General features: G+C 41.4%; 15 protein-coding genes and 1 riboswitch. All 15 genes read left to right on the plus strand.

All coding sequences use genetic code 11. From position 1 onward, the window contains the following. Window positions 1–147 precede the first annotated feature (147 nt). The 15 genes from AB9K32_RS08970 to AB9K32_RS09040 all read left to right on the plus strand — a co-directional run bounded on the left by AB9K32_RS08970 (window position 148) and on the right by AB9K32_RS09040 (window position 18,646). The gene (locus AB9K32_RS08970; RefSeq protein ID WP_224835364.1) at window positions 148–2,082 is read left to right on the plus strand and encodes a CocE/NonD family hydrolase; all 1,935 of its coding nucleotides are present in this window, start codon (window positions 148–150) and stop codon (window positions 2,080–2,082) included. A 113-nt stretch (window positions 2,083–2,195) separates the two neighbouring features. Next, a riboswitch (SAM riboswitch) is annotated at window positions 2,196–2,303 on the plus strand. 115 nt (window positions 2,304–2,418) lie between these two features. Then, window positions 2,419–3,696, plus strand: coding sequence for an O-acetylhomoserine aminocarboxypropyltransferase/cysteine synthase family protein (locus tag AB9K32_RS08975; protein ID WP_224835363.1), 1,278 nt, complete (start codon window positions 2,419–2,421; stop codon window positions 3,694–3,696). 24 nt (window positions 3,697–3,720) lie between these two features. After that, window positions 3,721–7,101: a bifunctional aspartate kinase/homoserine dehydrogenase I gene (thrA, locus tag AB9K32_RS08980; protein ID WP_369884978.1), complete on the plus strand. Its 3,381-nt coding sequence runs from the start codon at window positions 3,721–3,723 to the stop codon at window positions 7,099–7,101. A gap of 214 nt (window positions 7,102–7,315) precedes the next feature. Beyond that, complete coding sequence (locus AB9K32_RS08985) at window positions 7,316–7,630, plus strand: GIY-YIG nuclease family protein (RefSeq protein WP_369884979.1); 315 nt, start codon at window positions 7,316–7,318, stop codon at window positions 7,628–7,630. Window positions 7,631–7,761: 131 nt separating this feature from the next. Beyond that, window positions 7,762–8,922 carry a PLP-dependent aspartate aminotransferase family protein gene (locus tag AB9K32_RS08990; RefSeq protein ID WP_369884980.1) on the plus strand — a complete coding sequence of 387 codons (1,161 nt, stop codon included), beginning with the start codon at window positions 7,762–7,764 and terminating at the stop codon, window positions 8,920–8,922. Window positions 8,923–8,981: 59 nt separating this feature from the next. Continuing rightward, window positions 8,982–9,389 carry an Rrf2 family transcriptional regulator gene (locus AB9K32_RS08995; protein WP_224835359.1) on the plus strand — a complete coding sequence of 136 codons (408 nt, stop codon included), beginning with the start codon at window positions 8,982–8,984 and terminating at the stop codon, window positions 9,387–9,389. Window positions 9,390–9,565: 176 nt separating this feature from the next. Continuing rightward, on the plus strand, window positions 9,566–9,829 hold the full coding sequence (locus tag AB9K32_RS09000; RefSeq protein WP_224835358.1) for a DUF2061 domain-containing protein: 264 nt from the start codon (window positions 9,566–9,568) through the stop codon (window positions 9,827–9,829). 8 nt (window positions 9,830–9,837) lie between these two features. Continuing rightward, window positions 9,838–10,461: a phosphoadenosine phosphosulfate reductase family protein gene (locus AB9K32_RS09005; protein ID WP_369884981.1), complete on the plus strand. Its 624-nt coding sequence runs from the start codon at window positions 9,838–9,840 to the stop codon at window positions 10,459–10,461. A 100-nt stretch (window positions 10,462–10,561) separates the two neighbouring features. After that, window positions 10,562–11,467, plus strand: a complete 906-nt coding sequence (gene cysD / locus AB9K32_RS09010; RefSeq protein WP_252081242.1) for a sulfate adenylyltransferase subunit CysD — start codon at window positions 10,562–10,564, stop codon at window positions 11,465–11,467. 10 nt (window positions 11,468–11,477) lie between these two features. Beyond that, complete coding sequence (locus AB9K32_RS09015) at window positions 11,478–12,725, plus strand: sulfate adenylyltransferase subunit 1 (protein ID WP_369884982.1); 1,248 nt, start codon at window positions 11,478–11,480, stop codon at window positions 12,723–12,725. A 74-nt stretch (window positions 12,726–12,799) separates the two neighbouring features. After that, the gene (locus AB9K32_RS09020) at window positions 12,800–14,890 is read left to right on the plus strand and encodes a HEPN domain-containing protein (protein WP_369884983.1); all 2,091 of its coding nucleotides are present in this window, start codon (window positions 12,800–12,802) and stop codon (window positions 14,888–14,890) included. Then, on the plus strand, window positions 14,883–15,659 hold the full coding sequence (gene cobA / locus AB9K32_RS09025) for a uroporphyrinogen-III C-methyltransferase (protein WP_369884984.1): 777 nt from the start codon (window positions 14,883–14,885) through the stop codon (window positions 15,657–15,659). The genes AB9K32_RS09020 and cobA overlap by 8 nt, the downstream gene beginning before the upstream one ends. A 72-nt stretch (window positions 15,660–15,731) precedes the next feature. After that, window positions 15,732–16,793 carry an NAD(P)/FAD-dependent oxidoreductase gene (locus AB9K32_RS09030; protein WP_369884985.1) on the plus strand — a complete coding sequence of 354 codons (1,062 nt, stop codon included), beginning with the start codon at window positions 15,732–15,734 and terminating at the stop codon, window positions 16,791–16,793. A gap of 100 nt (window positions 16,794–16,893) precedes the next feature. Then, window positions 16,894–17,802: an AraC family transcriptional regulator gene (locus AB9K32_RS09035; protein WP_224835352.1), complete on the plus strand. Its 909-nt coding sequence runs from the start codon at window positions 16,894–16,896 to the stop codon at window positions 17,800–17,802. Between the two features lie 82 nt (window positions 17,803–17,884). Further along, window positions 17,885–18,646 (plus strand): SDR family NAD(P)-dependent oxidoreductase, encoded by a 762-nt coding sequence (locus AB9K32_RS09040; protein ID WP_369884986.1) that lies wholly within the window; start codon window positions 17,885–17,887, stop codon window positions 18,644–18,646. The last annotated feature ends 109 nt before the right edge of the window (window positions 18,647–18,755 follow it).

Below are 18,755 nucleotides of genomic sequence, written 5' to 3' on the forward strand. Positions count from 1 at the left end.
ATTTCAGAATCTCACTATAATCCTAAATGAATTGTAGTGAGAACCTGAATCAAGTTCAGGTTGACGATAATCTACTTCTTAGATAGTCTTTTTTATTGGCATACTCTTGCGAACTTTAGTAGATTTAGCATATCAAAATTAGAATGTATGAGAAGTTCGTTTAGAATTGTGTTCCTAAGTGTTTTTGTGCTATTGTCTGCTGTTGGTTGCAAAAAAACCACTAAAACGGAGGTCAAGACAGTAGATACCTACGTCGCCGATAACTACACCAAAAAAGAGGTAGATATAGAAATGCGGGATGGGGTAAAACTGCATACTACCATATATGCTCCCAAGGATACCTCCAAGGAGTACCCGATTATTATGCAACGGACTCCTTACAGCTCAAGACCTTATGGAGAAGGTAATTTTAAGACCAAAATCGGTCCTAACGAACATTTAATGCGTGAAGGAAACATCATTGTTTATCAAGATGTGCGCGGAAGGTGGCTCAGTGAAGGCCATTACGAAAATATGAGGGCCTACATTCCCAACAAAACATCCAACGATCAAGTGGACGAAAGTTCCGATACCTACGATACCATTGAGTGGTTGGTTAACAATGTGGAAAATAACAATGGCAACGTGGGAATTTGGGGTATATCTTATCCTGGGTATTATGCTACATATGCAACTGTGGATGCCCATCCAGCCCTAAAAGCGGCTTCTCCACAAGCCTGTATCGGGGATTTCTTTTTCGATGATTTCCACCACAACGGAGCGTATTTGTTGAGCTATTTTAGGGCGACCTCTTTGTTTGGAACGCCAAGGCCCAATGGTGACGCACCTATCGACACAGCTTGGTACACACTTCCCAAATTGCCGACAGAAGACCAGTACCAATTCTTTTTGGATGCAGGGCCACTTAAAAACTTGGATTACTTTTTTGAATACGAGACTGCAGATACCCCGACCATGCGCCCTGAAGGTGTTACCGATGATTTCTTTTGGAACGAGTTAAAGGAACATCCCAATTATGATGAAATGTGGCAGAGCAAAGGGCTCATCCAACATTTGAAAAATGTTAAGAGCAGTGTGGCCACGATGATCGTTGGTGGTTGGTTTGATGCGGAAGACCTCTACGGACCATTGGAAACGTATAAGAACATAGAAAAATACAATACGGACAATTACAATACTATGGTTTTCGGACCATGGGACCACGGTGCTTGGGCAAGAACAAAAGAGCGGAATACCGTGGGCAATTACTACTTTGGTGATTCCATATCCTTGTTCTTCCAAAAAAACATCGAAACAAAATTCTTTAATCATTTTCTAAAAGGTGAAGGAGATAAAAATTCTGGTCTGCCAGAGGCTTATGTGTTCGATACCGGAAGAAAAGAATGGAAAACGTACGATACTTGGCCACCACAAAATGTGGAAAAACAGACCATGTACCTATCCGAAGACGAAGAGCTTACATCCGAAGCTAAAAATGTAACCGGCATAGACTTCGTGAGCAATGTAAAGAAACCCGTGCCTTATTCCGAGGACGTAAAAACAGTCTTCACGCCAAGAAAATACATGACCGATGACCAACGTTTTGCTGCCCGTCGTTCCGATGTTCTGGTGTTCGAGACCGAAGTGATGGAAGAAGACCTTACCTTGGCCGGGGATATTTTGGCAAAATTAAAGGTGGCCACCACCGGTACAGCAGCAGATTGGATCGTAAAGGTTATCGATGTACACCCAGCGGATACCGAGACAAATGAAGAAATGCAAGACCATCTTAAAATGAGCAATTACCATTTAATGGTAAGGAGCGAGGTGCTTCGTGGTCGATTTAGAAATAGCTTTTCAGACCCCGAACCATTTACCCCAAATCAAAAAACAGATGTGGATATCAAGCTTCAAGATGTGTTCCACACGATCAAAAAAGGGCACAAATTGCAAATTCAGGTACAGAGCACGTGGTTCCCGCTTATCGATTTGAACCCGCAGACCTATGTGGACAATATTTTTAAGGCAGACGAATCCGATTTTAAAACGCAGACCCATACTGTATTTACCGACTCCAATATCGAGTTTACGGTATTGAAGTAAAATGACTTGGAGCTTCGGACAACACATGTGAAGGATTAATTTTTTCCAAAAGATTAGGAAAATCAAATTTTCCATCAGTATATTTGTTGTTCGAAGTTCAAACAAGTATTGATTAGTTATCAAGAAAGGTGGAGGGAATAGACCCTTTGAAGCCTTAGCAACCCTTGGCCCCCAGTGTCGAGAAGGTGCTACATTCTATCCCGATTGGGTATAGATAACGACAATCGACCATTTTCGATTTCATTTTCTTATAACTTTTTGATTTTCTTACGCCCAAGGGCTAAGCGTTTGACTTTTTAATTTTTCGTTTAAAAAATTTAAAAAAAAACAAAAGTCATGAGCGATCAAAAATTTGCAACAAACGTATTACACGCAGGTCACGATACCACACAGACCGCAGGAACAAGGGCAGTGCCTATTTATCAGTCAACATCCTATGTCTTTAACGACACGGACCATGCCGCGAATCTATTTTCATTGTCGGAATTGGGTTTTATTTATACAAGACTGAATAATCCAACCAACCAGGTACTGCAAGATAGATTGGCCGCTGCAGAGGGAGGGGTAGGTGCCGTTGTATTTGCATCTGGTACTGCTGCAATTTCTACAGGGCTGTTGACCCTGCTAAAAGCGGGCGACCATATTGTGGCATCCAGCAGTTTGTACGGGGGCACCTATAATTTATTGAATGTTACCCTGCCAAGATTGGGTATCACTACCACTTTTGTAGATGCTTCGGACCCTTCAAATTTTGCGGATGCGGTTCAAGAGAATACACGGGCAATCTTTGTGGAATCTTTGGGCAATCCTAAATTGGATGTGTTGGATTTAAAAGGAATTTCTAAAGAGGCCAAAGCGGCAGGAGTACCATTTATTGTGGATAACACGGTAGCTACGCCCGGACTTTTAAATCCTATTGAGCACGGCGCCAATTTGGTGATACATTCCTTGACCAAATATATTGGAGGTCAGGGAACATCGCTTGGAGGAGCTATAATTGATGCCGGCACTTTTGATTGGAGCAATGGTAAATTTCCGGAATTTACAGAGCCATCTGCAGGGTATCACGGCTTGGTGTATCACGAAACTTTGGGCGCGGCGGCTTTCACTTTTAAGTTAATTTTAGAAGGATTACGAGATTTTGGTGGAGCTTTGAGCCCTTTCAATGCTTTTCAAATTTTACAAGGATTGGAAACTTTGCCGGTTCGTATTAAGCAGCACAGTGCAAATGCACTGGAGTTGGCGGAGTGGCTACAAAGCAGGGAAGAAGTAGCATGGGTAAACTATCCAGGGCTTAAGGGAAACAAGTATTACGATTTGGCACAGGAATATTTGCCAAAAGGACAAAGCGGAATTGTAACATTTGGAGTAAAAGGAGGGTTCGAAGCGGCAAAAAAACTAACCGATGCGACCAAAGTATTCTCTTTGCTTGCTAATATTGGTGATACAAAGTCGCTTATAATTCACCCGGCAAGTACAACGCACCAACAATTGGATGAGGAGCAACAGGCAAGCGCGGGCGTTACTCAAGATTTGATCAGACTTTCTGTAGGTCTGGAAGACATTGAAGATTTAAAAAACGATTTGGAAGCTGGTTTTGCAGCTATTGGTTAAACATTTTGAAATTGGTAAGCACGCATGTTGCATAAAATAGAGATAAAGGAATACACGACCTTATCCGGTCATACACAAGAAATTGAACTGTCGTATCAGTTGTTCGGAAAGCCATTGCATTCGGCACCGATCATTCTTGTGAACCATGCCTTGACAGGTAATTCGAACGTTGCCGGAGAAGATGGCTGGTGGTCCGATTTGATCGGGGATGGAAAATGTATCGATACAAAAAAGTACACCATTCTGTCATTTAACATACCGGGAAATGGTTTTGATGGTTTTATTATTGAAAACTATAAGGACTTTGTTGCCGGGGATATTGCCAGAATATTTTTATGGGGACTTCGGGCCTTGGAAATCGAAAAATTGTTTGCCATAATCGGAGGCTCGTTGGGAGGAGGAATTGCATGGGAAATGACTGCTATTGACCCAAAGATAACCGAGCATTTGATCCCTGTGGCCTCCGATTGGAAATCCACGGATTGGTTGATTGCCAATTGTCAGATTCAGGAGCAATTTTTGGTCAACTCCAAACAACCGGTGCACGATGCACGTATGCATGCGATGTTGTGCTACCGTACCCCGGAATCATTTAAAGAAAGGTTTAAAAGAAGTACCAACGAAGAGCTTCAAATATTTAATGTAGAATCTTGGTTGATGCATCACGGCAAAAAGTTACAAGAGCGTTTTCAGCTTTCTGCCTATAAATTAATGAACCAATTGCTCAAATCCATCGATATAACCAGAGATGGAGAGGAAGCATTTAACGCCTTGCAGGAAAGCGATACCAAAATCCACATAATCGGGGTAAACTCCGATTTGTTCTTTACTGCCGAAGAAAATAAGGAAACATTTAAGCGATTGGCACAGGCCAATACCAATGTTACTTATGGCGAAGTACAATCCGTACATGGGCACGATGCCTTTTTGATGGAGTTTGAACAATTGGAGAAATTGTTGTCCACCGTATTTCAGAAGAGTACAGAACGCATCAAAATTTTAAAATTTGGTGGAAAATCTTTGGCAAACGGCGAAGGAATTGAACGTGTTTTGAATATTATCGGTAAAAGATATGATGAGCAAGAACATTTTGCAGTAGTAGTTTCTGCGCGCGGTAAGGCAACGGACCAATTGGAGAACCTATTGGAAAAAGCGGTCAATGGGGAAGACTTCCAAAAAGATTTGAAGAAGTTTGCCGAATACCAAAAAAATAATTTTGATGGTGTGGACATAACCGAAGAACTGTCCGCAATCGAAAAAATATTGAGCGGGGTAACATTAACAGGTGATTACAGTCTAAAAACCAAGGATGAAGTACTGTCCTTCGGTGAATTGATATCTGGAAAATATGTTACTGCTGCCTTGCAGGCAAATGGGGTAAAGGCTACATTGCTCGACTCCAGACAACTCATAAAAACCGACGATAGTTTTAGCAATGCCGAGGTAGATGAAGGGCTGTCCAAAGAAAATGTGCTACGATATTTCCATGAGCTGGATTCGGACACCGTACCCGTGGTAACCGGGTTTATAGCCTCCAATAAGAATGGTGCAACCACTACTTTGGGAAGAAATGGAACAAATTATTCCGCAGCTCTGTTGGCCAATTTTTTGGATGCAAGCGAGTTGATCAATTATACCCATGTTGATGGTATTTTTACCGCCAATCCCGATTTGGTGAAAGATGCCAGATTGATCGATATGATTTCTTACAGTGAGGCCAATGAACTCGCCAATTTTGGTGCCACCATTTTGCATGCAAAGACGATTATCCCCTTGATCGAAAAAAACATCCCATTACGTATCTGCAATACTTTCAATGATGATAACGAGGGTACCTTGATCGGTCCAAAAACTGGTCGTGGTGGCATAAAGTCCCTTTCCGTGTTGGATAATATGGCCCTTATCAATCTTGAGGGTAGGGGGTTGCTCGGTAAAGTAGGTGTGGATATGCGTATTTTCAGGGCCCTTGGCCAAAACGATATCTCCGTTGGAATTGTTTCCCAAGGATCATCAGAGAGAGGTATTGGTTTGGTAGTGGATGTCTCCAAGGCGGATAAGGCAAAGAAAGTACTCGATCAGGAATTTGAGACGGACTATTCATCACAGGATATCAATAAAATATCCGTGGTGAAGGATGTTTCCGTCATTTCCATTGTGGGTATGGACTTGAGCAGTTTTCATAAACCCTTCAATGCCTTGGTCAAAAACCAAATCACACCCTTGCTGTTCAACAACACGGTGACAGGAAAAAATGTGAGCATGGTGATGAAGAAAACCGATCTGCACAAAGCCATAAACGTGATTCATGGGCAAATTTTTGGTATCGCAAAGAAGATTAACTTGGCTTTGTTCGGTCATGGTAATGTGGGGGGAACACTGATCCATCAGATTTTGGATTCAAAAAATACGATCGAGGACAGAAAAAGTATCGATTTAAAAATATTTGCAGTGTCCAATTCAACAAAAGTACTATTGGATGCTTCGGGTATTGGTGCCGATTGGAAAGAGCGTTTGGAAACTGAGGGACAGCCTTATTTTGCCGAAGATATAATCACTTTTGCCAAAAAACATCATTTAGAGAATTTGATTGCAGTTGATAATACCGCAAGCAAAACATTTGTGGAAAAATATGAAACCTTGATCGAGCATGGTTTTGATCTGGTGTCATCCAACAAGATTGCAAATACCTTGAGCTTTGATCAATATAAATCCATACGAAAGTGTTTAGATCAAAATCAAAAACAATACCTGTACGAAACCAATGTGGGTGCAGGGCTTCCACTTATCGATACAATTAAACTACTGCATCTTTCCGGTGAGAATATTACTCGGATTAAGGGGGTGTTTTCAGGGTCGTTGAGTTATATTTTTAATACATTTTCCGAGAAAGATGTCACTTTTTCCGAAATTGTAAAGGAAGCTATGGAAAATGGTTTTACAGAACCTGATCCTAGGGAAGACCTGTCCGGGAACGATGTAGGAAGAAAACTTTTGATTTTGGCCAGAGAGTTGGACCTTCAGAACGAGTTCGCGGATATTGAAGTGCAAAATTTAATTCCAAAAGAGCTTGAAGTCTTGGATTTTAAGAATTTTATGGAACAAATTGAAAAGATGGACACTGTTTTTGAAAAGATAAAGAAGGACCAGAAACAAGGCCATGTATTGCGATATGTTGGGGATTTGCATGGAGATTTACAACAGGACAAAGGAGTCCTGGATGTAAAACTCGTCTCTGTGCCCAAAGAGAGTGCATTGGGCCAGGTAAAGGGCTCCGATTCGATCATTGAAATTTATACGGAGTCTTACGGAGAGCACCCACTTGTGATTCAAGGAGCGGGAGCAGGAGCTGCTGTTACGGCAAGAGGTGTATTTGGCGATATTTTAAGAATAGCGGAAAAGATATAACTTCGAATACGCTCAACTACTGTGCTTTAAAATCTCTGTTGGCTGAGCGTAGTCGAAGTCACAATAGTTTGTTCGTTTAGGGTTTTGATGGTGTAGTTTTGACTAAGATCAACTACCAGTTTTTAATTTAATTGGGTAACTGAGTGAGGTGTTTACTTAAAATAGAATGTATAATTAGGTGTCTGAACCTAGTCGAAGACACAATAGTTTGCTCGTGAAAGGTTACATATATATATTACAATGTTCGGATGGTAGCTATTACACCGGAAGCACTGTTGATTTAGACAAGCGTTTGCGAGAGCATCAAGATGGAAAAGGAGCCAATCACACCAAGAAAAGATTGCCTGTTAAATTATTGTATGCTGAAGAGTATTTGAGTATTGCAATGGCTTTTGAACGTGAAAAGCAAATTCAAGGGTGGTCACGACCAAAGAAAGAAGCTCTTATTAATGGCGAGTTTGAGGTTTTGCCTTATTTATCTGAATGTAAAAACGAAACGAACTTTAAATATTATAAAGAAGAAAAATGAAGTAGCTTCGACTCCGCTCAGCTACCCAAGTTAGAATGTTTTTGGTGACTGAGCGTAGTCGAAGTCACATTTGATTGTCATGGAAGGGTTTGAACAAAGTAGTCGAAGCCACAAAATAAAAAGGGATAAAGATGAAAAAATTTGAAACAGAAGCGATTCGCACCCAAATAGAGCGTAGTCAAAATTTGGAGCATTCCAGTCCCATTTATATGACCTCCAGCTTTGTTTTTGAAGATGCAGAGGATATGCGGGCCTCTTTTGCCGAAGAAAAGGAACGGAATATTTACTCCAGATATTCCAATCCCAATTCATCGGAATTGATTGAAAAAGTTTGCCAAATGGAGGGGGCGGAAAGCGGCTTCGCCTATGCTTCGGGTATGTCGGCCGTTTTTTCCACCTTGGCAGCCTTGTTAAATGCCGGTGATCATATTATATCTTCCAAGAGTATTTTTGGATCTACGCATAGTTTGTTTACCCAGTTTTTCCCAAAATGGAATATCGAAACCAGTTATTTTGATGCCAACGATGTATCTCAAATCGAAGGGTTGATCAAACCTAATACAAAAATCCTATATGCGGAAACCCCGACCAATCCTGGGGTGGATGTTTTAGATCTGGCCGTTTTGGGAAAGATCGCCAAAGCACATGGACTTATATTTATTGTGGACAATTGTTTTGCGACCCCATATTTACAGCAACCCATAAAGTTCGGGGCCGACTTGGTCATCCACTCCGGGACCAAGTTAATGGACGGGCAGGGCAGGGTACTGGCCGGAATCACCGTAGGTAATGGTGACCTGATGGACAAAGTATATCGGTTTTCAAGGATTACAGGGCCAGCATTGTCTCCCTTCAATGCTTGGGTATTGTCACGAAGCTTGGAAACCTTGGCTGTTCGGGTTGATCGACATTGTGAGAATGCTCTGAAATTGGCCACCTATCTCGAAGGTCATAAAAAAATTGAATGGGTCAAATACCCTTTTTTAAAATCACACCCCAACCACGAAATTGCCAAAAAGCAAATGAGAGCAGGCGGGTGTGTTGTTGCTTTCGGGGTCAAGGGCGGTCTGGAAGCAGGCAGGGAATTCTTTAATGGGATTCGATTGTTGTCCCTTTCGGCCAACTTGGGCGATTCGCGAAGTATAGTGACCCACCCTGCTTCAACAACGCACAGCAAGCTTACCACCGAAGAACGTAATGCCGTTGGTATATCGGATGGCATGGTGCGGGTATCCGTAGGCCTTGAACATATTGATGATATTATTTCGGATATTGAACAGGCCTTGGGGTAAGGTTTTTTTGATAGTATTCTTCTAGGGAACGGATTGTTTAATTTCGTTATATTCGTACGATGCTCTCCAAGAAGACAAAATACGGACTAAAAGCACTTACCTATCTTGCAAAAGTAGATGATAGACAGCCGGTGCAGATTGCTGAAATTGCCAAGCATGAAAATATTTCCCAAAAATTTCTGGAAAGTATTTTGTTGACTCTTCGAAGGAACGGATTTTTAGGTTCCAAAAAAGGAAAGGGAGGGGGATACTACCTTATAAAAGAACCCAAGGATATTCCAATGACTACTGTAATGAGGGTGCTGGAAGGTCCTATAGCCATGGTTCCATGTGTTAGCCTCAATTTCTACGAAAAATGTGAAGACTGTCCTAATGAAGACGAATGTTCCGTGCACAAGTTAATGCTTCAGGTAAGGGATAGTGCTTTGGACGTTTACCGAAACAATACCCTGGCAGATTTACTTTAAAATTCAAAAAATATAGTTGAATAGGTTCAATTCTGTTCATTTTTATTATCACATCTTCAATAATCTACTAAAACTATAGGGTAAAACTAAATTTAGTATAAATTTTGTGTTTCGTTACGAAAAATAATTTTACTTTTGAAAACCCTATTAAATCGATAGGGTAAAAAATAATTAGCATGATTACTGACCAATTGATAGTTAAAAGCGGAAAGGAACAAAATACCTACTCAAAGGATATAACTTCAGAGAGTCCAAAAAGAAGTATTGCAAAATCCATTAGCTGGAGAGTTGTAGGGACTTTGGACACCATTATTATATCGTGGTTGGTTACCGGTACCTTGAGTTTGGCCTTTTCAATAGGTTTGGTGGAGCTCGTTACCAAAATGATACTGTACTTTTTTCATGAAAGAATTTGGAACTCCATCAAATGGGGTAAATAAAAAATGTTATGGCATTGAACCAACAAGAAATCCAGAATTTAAATAAACAGTTTAAGGGTATTTCTCCAGAAGAAATCATTTCTTGGGCAATACAGCACGGTAAAACTCCCGTTGTAACTACGAACTTTAGACCTTACGAGGTTGCCATCCTGCATGCAACAACAAAAGTAGATAACTCCATACCTGTAATATGGTGCGACACGGGCTACAATACCCCTCAAACCTATAAACATGCAGAAGAGTTAATTTCAAGATTGGAATTGAACATTAAATTATATGTTCCAAAACAAACATCATCCCATCGAGATGCTGTAATGGGGATTCCACATATAGACGATCCAAAGCATGCCATATTTACGGAGCAGGTAAAGTTGGAGCCGTTCAGAAGAGCTATGGAAGAACATAGACCCGATGTTTGGTTCACCAATCTTCGTAAAGGTCAAACTGCACATAGAGATTCTTTGGATGTGTTGAGTTTGAGCAAAGATGGAGTTTTAAAGGTGAGTCCTTTTTATCATTGGAGCGATACCCAGTTAGATACTTATTTACAAGAACATGGACTGCCCAACGAGCATAAATATTTTGACCCGACAAAAGTATTGGAAAACCGAGAATGTGGTTTGCATACCTAAATAATATAAACTATTGCCTTACCTATGGTAGAAGGTAATTTGATAAAAACACATAGCCTTGAGCACACTAACAGAACCAATTAAAAAATCAGACACTTTGATAGGTGACGAAAGACCAAGCGCAAACGCTTTGGAACATGAAGCAATTTACATTATTAGGGAGGTAGCGGCACAGTTTGAAAAACCTGTACTACTGTTCTCCGGAGGAAAAGACTCGATAACGTTGGTGCGTTTGGCACAAAAAGCGTTTTGGCCTGCCAAAATTCCCTTCCCATTAATGCATATAGATACAGGGCACAACTTTCCCGAAACCATTGAGTTCAGGGATAAGTTAGTAGAAGAACTTGGAGTGGAACTTATAGTTCGCAATGTCCAAGATTCCATTGATGAAGGAAAAGTAGTGGAGGAAACTGGTAAGTACGCCAGTAGGAATATGCTCCAGACCACAACTTTGTTGGATGCAATCGAGGAGTTTAAGTTCGATGCCTGTATTGGTGGAGCAAGAAGAGATGAAGAAAAGGCACGGGCCAAGGAGCGTATTTTTTCGGTTCGAGACGATTTTGGTCAGTGGGACGAAAAGAATCAACGTCCAGAACTGTTCGATATGCTTAACGGAGAAATCGAAATAGGTCAGAATGTACGGGTATTTCCAATAAGCAACTGGACAGAGTTGGACGTTTGGAGCTACATCCAAAAGGAGAACATCGAGATACCATCAATCTATTTTGCCCATAAGCGAAATACCTTCTTGCGTGATGGATTGATTTGGTCCGCGGAAGACGAAGTCGTTTTTCGTGCAGAAGACGAACAAGTGGAGGAGCGAATGGTCCGCTTTAGAACCGTTGGCGATATGAGCTGTACGGCCGCAGTGGAATCATATGCCGATACCATTGATAAGGTAGTAGCCGAAATCAGGGACTCCAGAATTTCTGAACGGGGCGCTCGGATTGATGACAAACGTTCCGAAGCAGCCATGGAAAAACGAAAACAACAAGGATACTTTTAAGAAGCAACAAATGGAAGTTTTAAAATTAGCAACAGCAGGTAGTGTGGACGATGGTAAAAGTACCTTGATCGGAAGATTGTTGTACGACACAAAATCCATGACCGACGATAAATTAGAGGCCATAGAACGTACCAGCAAACAAAAAGGGTACGATTATCTCGATTTTTCACTGGCAACCGATGGATTGGTAGCCGAGAGGGAGCAGGGAATCACTATCGATGTGGCCCATATTTACTTTTCAACACCATCCAAGAGTTATATTATTGCCGATACACCTGGGCATGTCGAATACACACGCAATATGGTTACAGGAGCATCAACATCCCAAGCATCCATTATTTTAATTGATGCACGTAAAGGGGTGATCGAGCAAACACATCGCCACTTTTTTATCAATAACCTATTAAGGATAAAAGACGTGATAGTGGCCATAAACAAAATGGACCTGGTAGATTTCTCAGAGGAGAGGTACAACAACATCAAAGCTGACTTTGAGGAGTTGATGAAAAAACGGGAATATCAAGACCAGACCATCACCTTTATCCCAGTCAGCGCATTAAAAGGGGATAATGTGGTAAATCGTTCAGAGCATATGTCTTGGTACAAAGGCCAAACTCTGTTGGAACACTTGGAAGAACTGGACCAAAAAGATATTTATAATACAGGTACACCTCGTTTTCCTGTACAATATGTAATCCGTCCAAAAACAGACGATTTCCACGATTTCCGTGGATTTGCCGGGAAAGTGTATGGTGGAGAACTCAGTGTTGGGGACGAAGTAATAGTGTTGCCATCCATGACTCGTTCTACAATAAAGGATATTTATTTTTATGATAAAAAGTACCAAACTGCGCCACGACGCTCTTCAGTAACCATTACTTTGGAAGATGAGGTAAATGTTAGCAGGGGCGATATGCTGGTCAAGGTGGGTGACTTGCCTACCGTGAACAAGCAATTAACCGCAACCATATCGTGGATGGATGGTACCAGTTTTATTCCCGGAGGAAAATATGTACTACAACATGGGGTAAATAAAGTGCTGGCCAAAGTGGATGCCATAGAGCATAAAATCAATCCGGACTATTCAGGGATAGAGGAAAATGTTTCTGCTTTGCAAATGAACGACATTGCCAAAGTACGCTTCAGGCTCAACAAACCCATTTTTTATGATAAGTTCAAAAATCACCGCACAAATGGCTCATTTATTTTAATCGATAGCCGAACAAATAATACAGCAGGGGTAGGGTTTATTGAATAACATCTTCTTGCCCAAGGAAAGAAGAAGTATATTTTTTTAATATAAATCTACAAAAAAGATAGGATAAATAGGAGATGCAAAGCTTTAGAACAGAAATAGAAAACCCGGTAGTGGAAAAGGACATCATTGATTTGGAGAAAAAAATCAATCAGTTCAATGGAGGCAATATTGACGAGGAAAAATTCCGAAGCCTTCGGTTGGCTCGAGGTATTTATGGTCAACGCCAGCCTGGGGTACAAATGATCCGGATTAAGTTGCCTTACGGAAAGGTGACCTCAAATCAGTTGTTGCGGATTGCAGATGTTTCCGATGAGTACTCCAGAGGACGATTGCATATCACTACTCGTCAAGATATCCAGATTCATTATGTGGACTTGGAACGCACTCCGGAGCTTTGGGCGCAACTGGAGAAGGATGAAGTAACCATTCGAGAAGCTTGTGGAAATACCGTTCGCAACGTAACCGCTAGTGAAACTGCAGGAATCGATGTAGATGAACCTTTTGATGTTTCCCCCTACGCCCAAGCAGTATTCGAATATTTCTTGAGAAACCCTATTGGGCAGGAAATGGGAAGAAAATTCAAAGTTTCTTTTTCTGCCAGTGATGCCGACACCGGACTTTCCTATATGCACGACCTTGGTTTTATCGCCAAAGAAAAAGATGGTGAAAGAGGGTTCAAAGTCATGTTGGCAGGCGGATTGGGTTCTCAACCACGCCATGCCGATGAACTCTACAGCTTTTTGCCTACGGATAAAATTATTCCGTTGATGGAAGGTGTAATCCGTGTGTTCGATAGATACGGAGAGCGAAAAAGTAGAGCAAAAGCCCGGATGAAATTTTTGCTGAAGGATATCGGTCTGGATGGTTTTAAACAATTGCTGGAAGAAGAACAAACCGCAGTTCCACACCAAACCTACCCCATCAATTTTGAAGATTATCCAAAAGTAAAAATTGCTGAAGTTGATACTCCAGAAGTTATAATTGAAAACCAAAATGCGTTTGAAGAGTGGAAATCCACCAACTTGGTGCCTCAAAAACAAGAAGGTTATGTGGCTATTGGGATTAAAGTGCTATTGGGAGATTTCTACACGGATAAGGCACGTAAACTGGCCAGATTGGTGCAGAATTATGCAGCAGGGGAGATTCGTTTGTCCCTAAGACAAAACATATTGGTTCCATATGTAAAAGAGGAATTGGTGCCATTCTTTTACCAAGAATTGAATAAACTTGGCTTTGCCGAAGCTGGCTATAACAAAGCACTGGATATCACCGCGTGTCCGGGAACCGATACCTGTAATTTGGGTATTGCCAGTAGCACGGGAATTGCCGATGAGTTGGAAAGGGTAATCAAAGCTGAATATCCCCAATACATCAAAAATCCGGATGTGGTTATCAAGATCAGTGGATGTATGAACGCTTGTGGTCAGCATAACATGGCACATATTGGGTTTCAAGGCATGTCCGTTAGAACCAAGGATAAATTGGTGGCACCCGCACTTCAAGTTTTATTGGGCGGAGGAAATTATGGTGATGGAAAAGCAAGATTTGCCGACAAAGTCGCTAAGATTCCAAGTAAAAGAGGGCCGCAGGCTTTGCGTCTTATTTTGGATGACTTCGAAGCCAACGGAAATGGAACTTCTTTTACCGATTATTATGAAGATAAAGGACAACATTATTTCTATGATTTCCTTAAACCGTTGACGGATGTGGATAATTTGACCCAAGACGATTTTATCGATTGGGGCAACGAGGAAAAATATAAAAAGGAGATTGGAATCGGGGAATGTGCGGGAGTCATTGTTGACCTTGTGGCCACATTGTTCTTTGAAAGCCAAGAGAAGATTGAAAATGCCGAAGAGGCCATCAAAGAAAGAAAATGGGCGGCAAGTATTTATTACTCCTACCAATCCATTGTGAATTCTGCGAAGGCATTGTTGACGGCCGAAAAAGTAAAGACCAATACCCATGCGAGCATCATCAAGGATTTTGATAGGCTGTATGTGGAAACTGGAAAAATAGCCTTTGAGGGAGGTTTTGATAAAGTGGCCCTTCAATTGAACAAGAACGAACCATCCGAAGCATTTGCAAAAAGCTATCTGGAAGATGCCAAAACAGTGCTGCAACGTTTGGAAACGTTCAGAAAATTGGAATTGGAACATGCGTAAAGGAAAGTTGACCGTAGTTGGCGCAGGCCCGGGAGATGTGGAGTTGATTACCCTAAAAGGTGTCAAAGCCTTGCAAAGTGCAGACGTTGTGTTGTATGATGCATTGGTGTCGACGGAGTTATTGGAGTATACCGATCAGGCCGAGCAAATATTTGTGGGAAAGCGCAAAGGATGTTATGCTTATCAACAAGAGCAAATCAATGATTTGATCGTGCAACGAGCAAACCTAGGGCTGCATGTGGTGCGGTTAAAAGGAGGTGACCCATTTGTTTTTGGCCGTGGGGCAGAAGAAATGGAACATGCCGCTCAGTATGGAATCGAGGTTGCAGGTGTGCCGGGAATATCATCTTCGGTATCCGTACCGGCATCACAACATATTCCTGTGACCAAGAGAGGCGCCGCCGAAAGCTTTTGGGTCATTACAGGAACAACCAAAGAACATAAACTGTCCAATGATGTGGCTTTGGCCGCAAAATCCAACGCCACGGTCATCATACTTATGGGGATGTCCAAACTGGGGGAGATTATGGAACTCTTCAAAAAAGAAGGAAAAGAAAATACACCAGTGGCCATTATCCAAAATGGCACAACAAATCACGAAAGGGTTGGAATAGCAACTGTTGCCTCTATTGAGAACAAGGCAAGGGGGCAGCAGTTATCCAATCCAGCGATCATTGTGATTGGAGAAGTGGTGAATCACCGTCAAAAAATATTGGATATTCAAGAAGAGTATCAAATTAAGGGAGAAAAATTGCAAGAAAAAGTTTAGTAAAAATTGTCAGCACTTTAGGACCCAGAGCTGAGTCGAAGGGGCTTTAAGGACGAATTAAAAAGTAGTAGTATGATCAAAACAGATATCATTATAATCGGGGCGGGACCAACGGGTTTGTTCACTGTTTTTGAAGCAGGATTGTTAAAGCTAAAATGTCATTTAATTGATGCATTGGCACAACCGGGAGGCCAATGTTCCGAGATCTATCCTAAAAAACCGATTTACGATATTCCAGCCTATCCAGAAATTTTGGCGGGTACCTTGGTGGATAATCTTATGGAGCAAATAAAGCCGTTCGAGCCTGGTTTTACGTTGGGTGAGCGAGCTGAAACTTTGGAGAAGCAAGAGGATGGTTCTTTTATCGTAACTACAAGTAAAGGTACCCTACACCACGCTCCAGTGGTGGTGATTGCAGGAGGGCTAGGTTCTTTTGAACCTAGAAAACCTTTGATCGCCAATATCGGATTGTTCGAAAGTAAGGGTGTGGAGTACATGATTAAGGACCCAGAGCAATTCCGTGATAAAAAAGTAGTGATTTCTGGTGGTGGTGATTCAGCTTTGGACTGGGCCATATTTCTGGCCGATGTAGCCTCCGAGGTATCTTTGGTACACCGTAGAAACGAATTCCGTGGGGCTCTGGATTCGGTGGAAAAAGCGCGGGAGTTGGCCAAATTGGGCAAGATTCGACTATATACCGAAGCTGAGGTAAAAGAAATTCATGGGAAGGACGAATTGCATGCCGTTGTAATAAAATATAATGATCAAGCAAAGGAAGATGCTTACGTAGAAACCGATTATTTTATCCCGCTTTTTGGATTGTCGCCAAAACTGGGGCCTATCGGTAACTGGGGATTGGAAATCGAAAAGAATGCCATCAAAGTAAACAATGCAAAAGATTACCAGACCAATATTCCCGGCGTATTTGCCATTGGCGATGTAAATACCTATCCTGGGAAACTTAAATTGATTTTGTCGGGCTTCCACGAAGCTGCCGTGATGTGCCAATTTGCCTATCAAATCATTAATCCAGATAAGCGATTTGTAATGAAGTATACCACGGTGGGTGGTGTTCAAGGATTTGATGGTACCAAAAAAGAAGCCAAAAAAGAAGTGGTACAGAGTATCAACTAGATAATTTAGTTTTTAGAAGCAGGGGCACCCTTTCAGAAGCAGTTTTGGAGGGTGTTTTTGTTTTTAGGTTATATTTGAATTTTACAAAAAAAAGGTCGAAATGTTCACGCTTGAGGACTTTTATGGAAAACTCCAATTGCCCATTCCCGAGGGTATCGGCAAGGATATTGGACATTTTAATGTGTTCAATATTACCGAGTACCGCACAAAGTTGAACAAGGGGGAAATGCGATATGATCGCCGTTCTTATTTTAAAATAAGCTTGATCAGTGGTAAGAACACGGCGGAATATGCCGATAAGGTGATTCAAATAAATGATAAGGCGCTGTTGTTCGCATCGCCCAAAATCCCATATCACTATCTGCCAAAGGAAGGGGAACAGGCGGGGTATTTTTGTGTCTTCACCGAAAATTTTTTATCTAAAGATAAGAGTGGGGTTATTTTAGAAAAGTTCCCGTTATTTCAACCGGGAAGTTATCCTATCCTAACAATTTCCAATCAAGAATACGCCGACTTGGAACTGCTTTTTCAAAAAATGGATAGCGAATTGTCTTCCGATTATCCCTTTAAATTCGATTTGATTCGTGCCTATATTATTGAATTGCTGCACATAGGGCAAAAACTCCAACCAAAACTCCCAACAGAAAACAGTCATAATGCCTCTACCCGCATTACGGATATGTTTGTTGAATTGCTCGAGCGACAGTTTCCTATAAATTCGAGGGTTCAACGATTGATGCTGAAAACGGCCAACGATTATGCCGCACAATTGGCCGTGCACGCCAATCATTTAAACAAGGTTTTAAAGGAGACCACAGGCCTCACCACTACCACTATTATTCATTCCAGAATTTTTGAGGAAGCCAAGATCTTGCTCAATAACACCGATTGGACCATTTCTGAAATCGCATTTAGTCTTGGGTTTGAAGAAGTAGCACATTTTTCCAACTTTTTTAAAAAACACGCACAACTTTCCCCTTTAAAATTTAGGTCGGCCCTCAAAGTTTGATTTTTACAAATAACAGTTTGATACTCGCAAGCAAACTTCGGCTGTTGGGGTTACTTTTGTTCATAATCAAAAATCAAGTAAAATGAACAAAGCAAAAATAGCATTGGTAACAGGAGGAAGCCGCGGACTTGGCGAGGATATGGCCATCAAATTGTCCAAAAAAGGATTCCATGTTCTGTTGACATACCATAGCAATAAAAAAGAAGCTGATAAAACGGTAAACCAAATTGAAAAAAATGGTCAAAAAGCATATGCACTCCAGCTGGATGTGGCGGACAATCAAAATTTTGATGCCTTTGTGGGTGAAACAAAAAGAGTGTTGAACAGCTATTTTGAAGCATCAACGATTAATTTTTTAATAAATAATGCAGGAATAGGAATCAATACTCCTATACTCGAGACTACCGAAGATCAGTTCGATGTTTTGGTGAATGTCCACTTTAAAGGAGTCTTTTTTCTAACCCAAAAATTGTTGCCCATACTATCAGATGGAGGTGCTATTGTAAACATTTCGAGTGGATTGACCCGTTTTTCATTTCCCGGATTTTCAGTGTACGGTTCCTTGAAAGCAGCAGTTGAGACCTTAACAAGATACCAGGCGAAAGAATTGGCAGGCCGAAGAATAAGGGCAAATGTGGTTGCACCTGGGGCCATTGAGACCGATTTTGGTGGTGGATCCAATAAAAATGATGAAGGAAAAAGAACGGCCATAACCAATATTACGGCATTGGGTCGAGTAGGAGTCCCGGACGATGTTGGAGGTGTGGTTGCATTTTTATGCACCGAAGAAGCCAAATGGATCAATGGGCAGCGTATAGAAGTATCCGGGGGAATGCTGCTGTAAATTAACATAACGTGATTAAAAAAGGAACGGGTTGTTCGATCAGCCCGTTTTTTAATGGTATGTTTTCTAAATATTCAGGGGCTTTTTTTGCTTTTCAATGAGGAGAGCC

Origin of the sequence: Allomuricauda sp. XS_ASV26, from assembly GCF_041224615.1 — a bacterium.
GTDB classification, from domain to species: Bacteria; Bacteroidota; Bacteroidia; order Flavobacteriales; family Flavobacteriaceae; genus Flagellimonas; species Flagellimonas alginolytica.